The organism is Mucilaginibacter sabulilitoris (assembly GCF_034262375.1).
GTDB lineage: Bacteria > Bacteroidota > Bacteroidia > Sphingobacteriales > Sphingobacteriaceae > Mucilaginibacter > Mucilaginibacter sabulilitoris.
On record NZ_CP139558.1, the window covers coordinates 5362812 to 5375385 of the forward strand.

Here is a 12574-nt window from a genome sequence, read left to right on the forward strand (position 1 = left end):
GTTATTTAATGCGTATGGTTTCAATTGAGTAAGGTTTAATCTTTAACTGGATGCCTTCATGTGCTTTAACCGGCGTATCGTCTTCCTCTATTATATTGGTACTGCTAACTGAATTTATTTTACCAAACCAGTTTATTTTGGCATCAACGGTTTTACCCCGCATATCAACCAAGCGCATAATGATGTTATTCTCATCTTCAGATTTCTTTATTGTTGAAATAACAAGATTATCACCAGTTACACCGGCGAAACTAAAGTTCAGGGGCAAACCAGGCCTAAGTTGATCTACGTTCAATACTACGGGTTGAAGGGGTTGATTTTGCTGTTTCCCTGAATGCACACTATTTTGCCAGTCGCCTTGATTGGATGTTAAGCTAAACTGAAAAGAATGATTACCGGTTTGCAAATAATAGTTGCCTTCACTATGACAACTTTTACGGCTTGATAATAAAATAGGCTGAAGAACGGTATTGATATTGGTAGAATCTGTGGCATCAATCCAATCAAATACTGCAACAGAACTGCTAATGGTAACTGATGTGTTATTTTTACTTGCATTAAACCAGTCCTGAACCTCACGCGGATGAACCTTACTGCATTCCGTAGAATAATCCTGAACACCATAAGAAAACCCTGCAGCACCTTTTATTTCGCTCTTTCCAACCTCTACTACGCCCATTGGAACCTCATAAGCAACTTTTGATTGTGTTTGCTTTAACGGGAAAGCCATCCTGTACTCGCGGTAGCGTTCGCCGGAAAACCCTAAGATCTCCGCTTTAAAATCAATCTGCTTTAGGTCGTCATATAACGTCACCGTTTGATGGATGGTGGCAAATTTTGTTTGCTGAGTGAGCTCCCATGTTTTACGTACAGGTCCGTATTCTACACAATTCCATTTGGGTTTATATTGGCTTACTTTTTCAAAACCATTCATTGTTACCGGTTGCACATCATTGAATTCCCCAGCTCCATTACCTATTGATTCCAGCTGGAATATTTCGCCCCCTAATAACTTCTTAGGCTCCAAAAGCTCTGTTTGCAGATCTTTATCGAAAACGCTTTTGAGACCACCATCGGCAAATTCAACTTTATAAAATTTATTCTCATATACATTTATATTAGCTGTGGCGTTAATGGCAGATGCATTGGTTGGCGCTAAAGGGACTCCATTTTTATTCAACCCATTTATATATGGTTGCAGGTAATAACTTTTATATCCAAGCGATGGTACTTTACTTGCAACAAAAGCGAGCGTTATCACTTCGTCTGATCCGTTGGCGGGTTTTGCTTTTACAAGCTGACTCGGAACTTCAATGCCAGAGGCTGCGTCAATAATCTTATAGGACAGGGTATCTTGCCCATACACATTTACACTCACCTCTACCTTATCGCTCCGCTCCCATGATAATGGATTAAAAACTACAATAGCGCGACCCTTTTTATTAAAGCCTATTGATTGCGTGATAGAAGTTAAACTCTTTTTTAATATATCATTAGCTATAGTGTAAGCATTTTCAAACTTATTCCTAAATGTCAGGTCGGTCATATCTCCATGTTTTCCACCCCAGCCATGATCGGGATAAATAGCATTTTCCCAGGCTGTGGTAAAATCTTTTTCGGGATAGTTCGAAAAATCATTTCGAATAGTGGCGTTAATCGCAGCAAATTTTTCGGCTGCTGTAAGCGTTCTGTTAGCCATCCTTGAGTCTGTTAAGGCATGTTCGTGTGTGGGCCCGTGGATATATAACCAAACATTGGGGCGTTCACCGATCAATTTTTCGTACCGCGCGTTTGGCGCATCAAGGCCTTTAAATGAGGCGGCCGAACTCGAAAATTTCAGTTGAGGTAATCCTTCGCTTTTTGCAGATTTATTCCATGATGCCATCAAAGAGCTAAATTCCATAGGTTGTAACCAATCGGAAGAAATAAGAATAGGAAGCGCCGGTTTGAATTTGTTTGTTTTGAAATACACATCCCAAGCATTAAGGTGATTAATTACCCCTTCTTTCTTTTTTTTATCTGTTTTTACGTCCCATATATCCCTGCCAGAACCATCATAATGGCCGGGAGTATACATCAACACATTGCTGCCATCAGGACTGTACCAACGGTAAATGCCTGCCTCGTGTCTTGAAATATCGAGATACTTTATTCCTGCTTTGGCCAATATTTGTGGCATTTGCATAGCCCTTCCTGGGACATCTTCATTTGAGGCCACGGTAAAATCACAGCCAGGAAGTATTTTTTTTAACCATTTCCTCCCCAAATAAGTTTCACGGATCAATGCTTCCCCATCATACATGGATTCATAAGGCATATTATAAGTGCCTCCCCATTCCAGTCTTCCCTCTTTGGTATATTTCAGGATGTCGTTATACCGATCGGGGTGTCTTTTCAAATATTCCCGTAAACTCAAGGCATCTTCTACGCGAAAACAATAATCAGGATTTGTCTTCATGATCGCCAAAACCGGGGTAATCATTTTTTCATCTCTGAATTTTTCACAAGCTGCGATGGAATCCATCCAGGCTATATCCTGATGGCTGGAACTTATGAAATTGACGGTGCCTTTTTTAAAGTAAGAATGATCCGTATTTTTTGATCCATGCGGCCGGTAATTGGTTTGTGCGTATAAATTGACCATGCAACCATAGGAAAGTATTATAGTTGATATGATTAGTTTTTTCATTTGATGATTTTTAATTATCGAATAACTCATAAAATATTTTTTATTCCTGCTCAATCGAGGACAGTTTTGTATTTTCCTTCCAGTAATGTTCAATTTCTTCAAGTGACTCTCCCTTAGTCTCAGGCACATATTTTTTCACAAAATATGCTGCCGGCAACATTACCAATCCATATAAAAGGAAAACATTTCCTACGCCTATCGAGTCTCTTAGAATTGGATAAGTTTGCGTTACAAATGTTGAACCCAGGAACAAAGACAGGGTTGCCATAGACATTGCCCTGCCCCGTATTTTTGTTGGGTAAATTTCAGAGATCACTACCCATACCCCTGGCCCCAGCGTAGAAGCAAAAACGGCGATATAGTATATAAACGAGCTAAGCAGAACATTTCCTGCAACACTTTCACGGGTAAATGCCCAGCCTATCAAAAACAATGCAACACTTAGCCCAATGAACCCCCATATCAACAATGGCTTTCTTCCCCATTTATCAATCTTCCAAATGGCTAACAGTGTAAATATCATATTGAAGAAACCAATTACAGACGCGCTGCCCATCGCGGAGCCTGCCTTTAATCCCGCTTTTTCAAAAATAGCGGGTGCATAATACATCACGGTAGTGATTCCTGATAGCTGGCTTAAAAAAGGCAAAGCCAAACCGATTAGCAAAGCAACACGCATACCTGGTTCCAACAGTTGCCTGAAACTCCCCGTTTCTCCCGAAATGGCTTTTTCTATTTCAAACAATTCAGATTCAGCTGAATCTTTCCCATTTACACGTTCAAGAATCCTTCCTGCTTCAGCGGTTTTGCCCATTTTTACCAACCATCTGGGGCTTTCTGGCACAAACAACAGAAATATGAAAAACAATAACGCAGGCACCATGTTTGAGCCCAGCATTCCCCGCCAAACTTCAGCCACCAGGTAGTAATGCATAAAACTACTGGCGCTTGCAGCCCCATTGCTTGCATAGTTCAAAAGGAATGAGTTTGATAAATAAGAACATAAAATTCCTAAAGTAATGGCAAGCTGATATAGTGAAACCAACCTACCCCTTAATTTTGCAGGTGACAGTTCGGAAATGAACATAGGGGCAACCATAGCGGCGAAGCCAACTCCGATACCCCCGACGATCCTTGCAATTACAAGGAAGGCCGGGGTTATGGCAATGGCACAACCGATAGCAGATACAATAAATAAGATCGCTGAAGAAAGCAATATGAGCCTTCGTCCATATTTGTCGGCCAAATAGCCCGAAATCGAGGCTCCAAATACACAACCCAATAACGCAGAACTCATTAACCAACCTTCCATAACAGCAGATAAATGAAACTGGTTTCGCAAAAAGTTAATCGCTCCGGATATAACAGCTGTGTCAAACCCAAACAAAAACCCGCCTAATCCAGCTGTAAAACAAATCAGTGTTACATATGCGTTGCCCTGTAATTTCATGCTATTAGGTTGTGTAAAATTTTTAAGTCTTTTTGTTGTTTTTTATAATTTAGTTCAGATTGTACACTAAAGGTAATTAATAAGCTTTCTAATATCCCAGATTCTGGGTAAGCTTTGGGTTCGCATCTATTTCTGCCTGAGGTATCGGGAATAAGTAATGTTTAGCCTGAAATTTTGCGGTGTTGTTACCAGGGAAAGTATATCCCACCATGGGAACAAAAGCATCATTTTTCGTATCGTATACCATCCTTGTTCTTACCATGTCAAACCAGGTGATGTTTTCAAAACAAAGTTCATGGTTTCTTTCGCGCCACACAGCCTGGCGAAACTGGTCTTGGCTTAAGCCGGTCAAAGGCGCCAAATTTGCCCTTGCGCGTATCGCATTAATATAACTATAACTATTTGCATCTGCAGTCCCGTCTGCCTCATTTTGAGCTTCAGCATAGAGAAGCATGATATCCGAAAGACGTATTATAGGGAAACATTTACCGGAATATTGCCCACTCGCCTGAGCCACGTCATCCCAAAACTTGTAAATATGTTGCCCGTTTTTGAACTGCACATCCACCCCTGTTGAAAAATTGGGGGCATGAGAAAAAAAGAACTGCTTTTCCTGTTTCCGCTTATCAGATGCGCTATATGATGCAAAAAAAGTATCTTCCGGCAAAAGTGTACCTATTTCTTGCTGTCCGTTAGAAATGAAACTGAAACTTGGGAGCGTAAAGGAAAACATCGGGTTCCCTGCAATTGCAGGCGCAAATTGCACCATAAAAATGTTCTCCATTTTATTATCATTTGCCGCGTCGCGGAACTGATCATAGTTCTGGTAAAGTGTATATTTCCCCGAGTTAATTACATCCAAAGCCTCTTGTTTAGCCAGTGGCAATTTGTCCTTTTGCTGCAAAGGGAAACCTGCCATTGTCTCATAAACCTTTGCTAAAAGTGACTTTACTGCCCCAATAGCTACTTTTCCCGTATTATCTGAAAAGGGTAATCCGCTTTTTTCTGCAGCAAGTAAATCAGGCACAATCAGTTTTTCATAAACGTCTTTCGTAGCTGTGCGTGGTATCTGAAGTCCCGTTGCACTGGTGGTAGGTTCGGTAACTAAAGGAACATCGCCAAACTCTCTGACCAGGTTAAAATAGAACCATGCCCGCAAAAATTTGGCTTGTCCCAGTAACTGATTTTTTTGCACATCGGTAACAATGGAGGATGAAATTAAAGGTATATTCTGAATAGCCAGATTTGCCGCGTTAATACCTTTATAGGAACTGCGCCACCATACATTAAAATAAAGATCTGTAGTTTGCATGGCCAGGTTCCGCAAGTTGGCATTGTTATTAGATTGATTGATATCACTTTTCGCCTGACCGGTTGGATTTTCCAGCATAAGCATGGCATCTTCTTCATAAAGGCCCACAGCTGCATAGAAATCACGCGTAAAAGCATAGATACCATTTACAGCGTTTTGTGCCTGCTGGTAGCTTTTGTAATAATTTTCCGGAGTATAAAAACTTGCGGGCTTTTCATCCAAAAATTTGTTGCATGAAATTGCAGATATGCTGAAAAGCGCAATTGATAATATTATTATTTTTTTCATCATCTTAATTTTTTAATTATAAAGTGGCATTTAAACCAAAATTAAATGTCCTGGCTTTTGGCTGAGCATAGAACTCTATCCCATAAGCGAATGGCTGTGGGTAAGTTGATACTTCAGGATCGTAGCCTGTTTTATATTTAGTAATCAGGAAAGCATTTTGCACCCCTGTAAACAGGCGCAAATTCTTTAAATGCAAGGCATTGCAAAGGCTTTTCGGTACAGTGTATGATAGTGAAATATTCTTGCCCCGAATGAAAGATCCATCCTGAACATAGTGACTATCCTGACGTAATGAAGGGCCATCACCATTTAATCTTACCTGTGCAATGCTGGTATTTTGATTTGCAGGTGTCCAGGCGTTCAGAACAGTCGTATAACCGTTGGCAAGGGTTTGTCTGTCTTCGGAAGTAGCATATCCAAGGTTTAATACATTATTACCCTGACTTACCTGAATATCGACAACCAGTTCAAAGTTTTTATATGAAAATCTATTGATGAATTCTGATACAAAATTCGGATAAGCATGACCCAAAATAGACTTGGTATCCGAATCCTTTATATCGCCAGGTTTGGCACCAACCAATGCAGCCTGTGCAGCTTCATCGGTACCCCAGGTTCCCAAACGGGTAAGTCCGTAAAAAGTTCCAACTGGCTGTCCAACCCGTAATATATTGGTTTGGTCAAGAAATGACGGGCCTGGAAAAATATCCTCATTGTGCAAGCCTAATGCTAATATTTTGTTTCTATTAGCTGAGAAATTTAAAGTAGTACTCCAGTTAAAAGCACCTACAATATTGTTTGTGTTCAGAGCCAATTCAAAACCCCTGTTGCGTACCGATCCTATATTGGTTAAAACATTATCAAATCCCGATGATAAAGGAACCGGGGCATACAATAACAGACCATTTGTAATCTTGTTGTAAACGTCTGCTGTAAGATTGATACGGTTGTTAAACAAGCCTAAATCTACACCCAAGTCGGCCTGATCCGTCTTTTCCCATTTAAGATTGGGGTTAGGAATTGTACCTTGTACTTCACCGCCAGCGCGGTTCCCTGCAAATATCGCTGTATTAGACGACAAAGCTCCAATAGACTGGTATTGTCCAATCTCAGAATTTCCGGTGCTGCCATAGCTTATTCTTAATTTCAAATTGCTTATGGTTTTAGAATCCTTTAAAAAGTTTTCTTCTGATACCCGCCATGCAGCAGCAGCAGAGGGAAAAAATGCATATTTGTGGTTTGCACCAAACTTGGAAGATCCGTCGTATCGGCCTGTTGCGGTGAACAAATATTTATCTGACAAGGAATAAGTTACACGGGAAAAATAAGAGTGAATTTGCCAGTCATAAGCGCTGGATGTGGGCGGATTGGGAACTATTCCAGCACCCAGGTTATTCCATAAATAAAAATCACTATCAAAATTTGACGCGGAAGCACCAACTATTTGATCATGCTTTTTTGCCCACTCCGTACCTAAAACAACATTTAAGTTATTTGCCTTATTGAATTGCTTTTTGTAGGTAAAATAGCTCGAACTCTGCCAGTAAAGTGACTTCTCCGAATTTATACCTGCGGATATATTCTGATAAAGGCCTCGCTGCACAGCCGAACCGCTGGAAGCGTAGTCATTTTCATCGGTATAGCTTTCTGCTGAGAAGCTGGTCTTGAATTCCAGATTATCCGATAAACGGATATTGAAATAGGTGTTCGCTAAAACATTGATCCTGTTATGAATATTATAATAGTTGGTTAAAAGATTTACCGGGTTATCAGCGCCTTCGGAATTTAAATGCATAAAGTTACCTCCCCATTTACCATCAGGCAGTTTTACAGGAATCATCGGAAAAGCTTCCATGACTTCGCGTGGGGCTGTTAAACCACCTACCCCATCATCTTGTATTCTTTCCTTTGATGAAACACCTGATAAGTTTAAGCCAGTAGTAAGCCAGTCGTTAACTTTTGCATCAAGGTTGATTCTTGCTGAATATTTTTTATTATAAGTAAATAACATTAAAGCTTGGTCATTCTGATACCCATAGTTCATATTATATTTCAAGTCAGAATTACCCCCGGAGATCGACAAATTATCATTTTGAGAAAAACTCGGTTTGTATACTTCTTTCTGCCAGTCGGTATTATATTTAGGAGTACCATCGGCATTGTACAGCAGCGGCTCCAGTTTTGCAAAATCCGGATATGCCCTGCCGGGAACAAAAGCATAAGCTGCCCTTTCCATGGCTTGATATTGTGTTGAATTCAATAACGGTATCTCTCTTGGCAATACATTATATCCTCCTGTAAGACTTAAGTTTACTACAGCCTTCCCGTCCTTGCCGCGCTTGGTCGTAATGATAATTACACCACCCGAACCTCTTGCTCCATAAATTGCTGTTGAAGAAGCATCTTTCAAAACATCAATGGTTGCAATATCGTTAGGGTTAATGGTAGAATAATCTACGCCAATTACTCCGTCTACTACAAACAGTGGGTTATTGGAAGCATTGATAGAGTTAAATCCCCTTATATTCACACGCATATCGCCAGGACGACCGGAATTAGAAGTAATGCTTAAGCCAGGAACCTGACCTTGCAGTGCACCAAGTGCATTTGGAGATGGCCTTTCGGTAATTATCGCACTGCTAACAGAGGCCACAGAACCTGTTACGTCTACTTTCCGCTGTGTTCCATAACCGATTACCACTACGTCTTTCAGTGCGGTATTTTCAGACACCATGGAAATATTGATGACTGTCTGTGTATGTACAGCCACCTCTTGTGATTTATATCCAGTGCTGCGGAACACGAGGATAGCGTTGGTTTTTACCCTTAATGAAAATGCACCTTTATCATTAGATGGGGTGGCATTTGCCGTGCCCTTTTCCATTACAGTTACGCCGGGCAAGGGTAGTTTATTTTCGTCGATGATAATCCCGGAAACTGTTCTTGATTCCTGGGCTCTTACGCTGAGGGCGAAAATCGATAGGCTTAAACAAATTAAAACCCAAAGTTTTCCAGATCCATTGAGATGTAGATTTCCTTTCATTAATTTAAATTTTAGTGTTAATTAGGTTTATTTGAATTTATATTGGTAATTCAAAAATACTTGGGTTTCAAGCAGGTTTTTAAAATTCATTTAATGGATACTTAAACTATTTTAATCATATATTTAATTTCATCCATGTATTATTAAAAAAACATTACATTTAAACACATAAACAAACCCTGAAAATTCATTAAAACTTCATGAAACCTAATCTGATTAAAATTGGGAACGATGACATTAATTCCCTCTTAATTAAGAAAATTGAGGAGCATCACTATAGTTCCCCCTTCCATTTTCACAATTTATGTGAATTAAATTATGTGGTTGATAGCTGGGGAAAAAGGATGGTGGGAGATAATATTGATAATTTCTCAGCGGGTGATCTGGTTTTGATGAGTCCTAATCTTCCTCATATTTGGTATAATGATCCTTCTGTTTTAAACAACCCTTCCGAAAATAAATTGGCAAAAGCGGTTGTTATTTATTTTCCGTACGACTTTTTGATGAAGACTGCGGGTGATGATATCGTGATATTGAAGACCCAAAAGTTACTGGAAAAGGCCAAAAGGGGAATAAGGTTTTACGGAAAAACCCAGGAGGAGGTAACTTTAAAACTGAATCGTATCATGGAGAAAAATGGTTTTTCTAAAACCATCGAGTTTCTGGAGATCATGAATATTCTTATTGAGTCAAAGGAATTTGAACCACTGGCTTCCGTGGGCTTTACGCATAACCTAAATGAAAAGGATACAGAAAGAATGAACAAGGTTTTAAAATATATCATGCAGAACTTCGCTAAACCAATTTCTTTAAATGAAATTGCAGAAATTGCAAATATGACCCCGCCGGCGTTTTCCGGTTTTTTTAAAAAAAGAACGCAAAAATGCTTTAGTTCATTCTTAAATGAAATACGGATAGGACATGCCTGTAAATTATTGCAGGATCTTGAAATCCCCATCTCAGAGATTTGCTATTTATCAGGTTTTCAAAACTTTACAAATTTCAATAAATTCTTTAAACATTTCACCGGTAAAATCCCTCGGGAATATAGAAAGCATTGTATTGATTTACAAAGTTAAGGGGTAAAAATGACTATTTGGAGATAGTCACAATCAGACAATAATTTACCTTGATAATGTTACCAGATTTATAACCTTGTATAGATTATTAAATAATTCGTTATAGTTTTCCTCATCGAGTATTTTTTTGCTGATTAACTTGTTACCCATACCGATAGCGCAAACACCCGCCCGAAACCAGGATCTAATATTTCTCCGTTCCAAATCTATTCCACCAGTAGCCATAAAGAGCATATTCGGGAATAACTCCCGAACGGCGGATAAAAAATTAGTCCCTAACACCCCTGCCGGGAAAAGTTTAACCAATTGGGCCCCTAAACTCTGGGCATTAAAGATTTCAGTAGGCGTCATACACCCAGGTATCCATAACAAATCATTTTGTTTTGCCAAATCCGCTACATCAGTATTGACAATAGGCGCTACCAAAAAGTCAGCACCTGCAGAAATAAAGTTTTCTGCATCCTGAGCAGATTTGACGGTACCAATACCCAGGAATAAATCGGGCATTTCGACTTCCTGTATTTTTTTTAAGATCGAAAAATTGTCCAATGCGGCTTCTCCCCTGTTAGTATATTCGACCACCCTTATACCTGTTTTGTATATTAGTCGTATAATTTCAGCGCTTACCTCCACAGAATGACAATAAAACAGTGGCAAAACCCCCTGATGTGCGATAGCTGCGATTAAATTCTGTTTATTTTTTTTCATTTTGAATAGCTTCTTGAATTTCCAGAACATCTTTATCGGTTGCATCACCCTGAACAAATAATTTTGTAAAACCAGCGGCTGTAGCAAATTCCAATACTTCCTTTGCAGACATTCCATTATAAAATCCATAAATCAGTCCGGCCATATAACAATCTCCGCTACCCACTTTATTTACAATATTTAGTGCATTATATTCCGTGGAAACACAAAGAAAGTCATCCGTAAATAGTGTTGAATAATAAATAAGGCCGTTCAGGGTATCAAAGCGGAAGGTATTGGCCACAACCTTGCATTTTGGATATTGCTTAATAATTTCTTTCGATAGAGATTCGGCTTCGTTCATATATGCTGTTTTATTTTCAACTGCAGCATTTTTAAATCCCGGACTTAAAGGGATATCCAACATGGTATTGAAGGCCCAAAGGTTACCCATGAGCAAATCGGCATACCGGGCAAGCTGAGGCATAATTTGTGTAGGTTTTTTTCCATATTGCCAAAGTTTAGGCCGATAATTCAGGTCTATAGAAATCGTTACATTTTTACGTTTAGCTACTTCTAACGCTTCTAAACAAATATCAGCTGAATTTTGGCTCAAGGCCGGGCAAATAGCGCTAAAATGTAACCACCCTACCCCGTTTAAGGCATCCTCCCAATTAATCTGACCTACGTGGAGATCAGCATAAGCACTATGAGCGCGATCATATATTGCACCACCGTGTTTCAGGTCATCGCCGTTGTTTAGAAAGTAAAGGCCAATTCTTTCACCGTGATAAAGCACATTAGATAAATCAATGCCTTTTTCATTGAGGTGACTAATTAATTGTTCCGAAACATTATTGAGCGGTAATGCGGTAAGATAGGCAGAAGGCATGCCCCAAAGAGAGAGAGCAGAAGCTACATTAAGCTCAGCACCTCCAATAAAAAAGGGCAGATTTTTTTGTTCAATCCACCGACCCTTAGTGTCTGGCATGATACGTAGCAATAGTTCGCCAAATGATAATATTCTACCATCGGCCTGTTTTATTATTATTTTGCTCATATTAATCATTATCAGGATTACACTTAATGTCCGGATTTACGAAAACTGAATCCAGTTAATTAGGCAAAAGCATTGTTCTTCGCCTAATTGAGGGGAATTAGTTTCAATAAAAATCCAAAAGTATATTGGTTGGAACTATAATTGTAACACTCTATTAATTGATACTTAAAGTATTTTATTAATATACTTGAATAGTCCGGATGGCTAGACCAAGCCATTCCATGCGCATTAAATCAAATAGTTGTGTTGGGTAAGGATAACAGATTAATATAGTCAAGTGTAACGAAATGGCTTGTTTGCTATTCCGAAATGAGGCGATCAACGACATATCAATATCTATGATACTCAGACTATAGTTAAGATTCTTGAACTTCGTAATAGTAATGACGTTGCATTCGGTCGCGTTGTTAATGAAACCCCATTAATGCTCTTTTTCATAACGGAGAATATTGAGAATTTGACAATTTCTAAAGAAGTGATTGATATTATCAATGGCTACGATAATGTCACATATTACAGATAGATTAATTTACGAAAACAAAAAAGCTATGTCAAACTATCGTTCTATGTATTTGACCGAAATTAATGAGAACGAGGATCAAACTTAGCAATATGGCTGATCGGTTGATTTTACTCATCAATTGTGTTTTATCAATGCATTTTCTCAAACGTCGAATCCTTGGCAATTAATACATCAGCCATTTTATAGGTAGATATCTATTTTACTATCCCGGCAAAGCAGCCAATTTCCTCAAATCCTCCATAAAAAGGTTCGAAAACTGTGGTCGCAACGTCACTTAAGGAGACAACACATAGGTGTTGCCTCCTTTTTTTTTGCCCATAAGAAAATGATAACCGCGTCGTTAGGTCACCACAAAAAAGAGTTCGAAATTTTCCGGCATGACTCTATAGTAATTTTAAATTGGGTCTATTTTCACTCAAATTATTGAGAAATGACATTTTTTC

Annotated in this window: 7 protein-coding genes; 1 reads left to right on the top strand and 6 read right to left on the bottom strand. The window is 39.0% G+C overall.

Annotated features, from left to right (window positions below; genetic code table 11):
• Position 1 precedes the first annotated feature (1 nt).
• The 4 genes from SNE25_RS23070 to SNE25_RS23085 form a co-directional block, all read right to left on the bottom strand.
• On the bottom strand, positions 2–2689 hold the full coding sequence (locus tag SNE25_RS23070; protein ID WP_321561369.1) for a glycoside hydrolase family 38 N-terminal domain-containing protein: 2688 nt from the start codon (positions 2687–2689) through the stop codon (positions 2–4).
• A gap of 40 nt (positions 2690–2729) precedes the next feature.
• The gene (locus tag SNE25_RS23075) at positions 2730–4139 is read right to left on the bottom strand and encodes a sugar porter family MFS transporter (protein WP_321561370.1); all 1410 of its coding nucleotides are present in this window, start codon (positions 4137–4139) and stop codon (positions 2730–2732) included.
• A gap of 88 nt (positions 4140–4227) precedes the next feature.
• Entirely contained in the window at positions 4228–5742 is a 1515-nt protein-coding gene (locus SNE25_RS23080; RefSeq protein ID WP_321561371.1) for a RagB/SusD family nutrient uptake outer membrane protein, read from the bottom strand.
• Positions 5743–5755: 13 nt separating this feature from the next.
• A complete protein-coding gene (locus SNE25_RS23085) occupies positions 5756–8782 on the bottom strand; it encodes a SusC/RagA family TonB-linked outer membrane protein (RefSeq protein WP_321561372.1) in 3027 nt (1008 codons plus the stop codon).
• A 200-nt stretch (positions 8783–8982) separates the two neighbouring features.
• Here SNE25_RS23085 and SNE25_RS23090 point away from each other — a divergent pair, with 200 nt between their 5' ends.
• Complete coding sequence (locus SNE25_RS23090) at positions 8983–9861, top strand: AraC family transcriptional regulator (protein WP_321561373.1); 879 nt, start codon at positions 8983–8985, stop codon at positions 9859–9861.
• 45 nt (positions 9862–9906) lie between these two features.
• On the opposite strand, the gene SNE25_RS23095 is transcribed toward SNE25_RS23090, so the two are convergent.
• Together SNE25_RS23095 and SNE25_RS23100 are read right to left on the bottom strand one after the other, a co-directional pair.
• Positions 9907–10569 (bottom strand): bifunctional 4-hydroxy-2-oxoglutarate aldolase/2-dehydro-3-deoxy-phosphogluconate aldolase, encoded by a 663-nt coding sequence (locus SNE25_RS23095; RefSeq protein WP_321561374.1) that lies wholly within the window; start codon positions 10567–10569, stop codon positions 9907–9909.
• A complete protein-coding gene (locus tag SNE25_RS23100) occupies positions 10556–11617 on the bottom strand; it encodes a sugar kinase (protein WP_321561375.1) in 1062 nt (353 codons plus the stop codon). The genes SNE25_RS23095 and SNE25_RS23100 overlap by 14 nt, the downstream gene beginning before the upstream one ends.
• Positions 11618–12574 lie beyond the last annotated feature (957 nt).

Bases quoted from the DNA above. Each gene is read 5' to 3' on its own strand.
- SNE25_RS23070 (WP_321561369.1), bottom strand. From the start codon at position 2,689: ATGAAAAAACTAATCATATCAACTATAATACTTTCCTATGGTTGCATG.
- SNE25_RS23075 (WP_321561370.1), bottom strand. From the start codon at position 4,139: ATGAAATTACAGGGCAACGCATATGTAACACTGATTTGTTTTACAGCT.
- SNE25_RS23080 (WP_321561371.1), bottom strand. From the start codon at position 5,742: ATGATGAAAAAAATAATAATATTATCAATTGCGCTTTTCAGCATATCT.
- SNE25_RS23090 (WP_321561373.1), top strand. From the start codon at position 8,983: ATGAAACCTAATCTGATTAAAATTGGGAACGATGACATTAATTCCCTC.
- SNE25_RS23085 (WP_321561372.1), bottom strand. From the start codon at position 8,782: ATGAAAGGAAATCTACATCTCAATGGATCTGGAAAACTTTGGGTTTTA.
- SNE25_RS23100 (WP_321561375.1), bottom strand. From the start codon at position 11,617: ATGATTAATATGAGCAAAATAATAATAAAACAGGCCGATGGTAGAATA.
- SNE25_RS23095 (WP_321561374.1), bottom strand. From the start codon at position 10,569: ATGAAAAAAAATAAACAGAATTTAATCGCAGCTATCGCACATCAGGGG.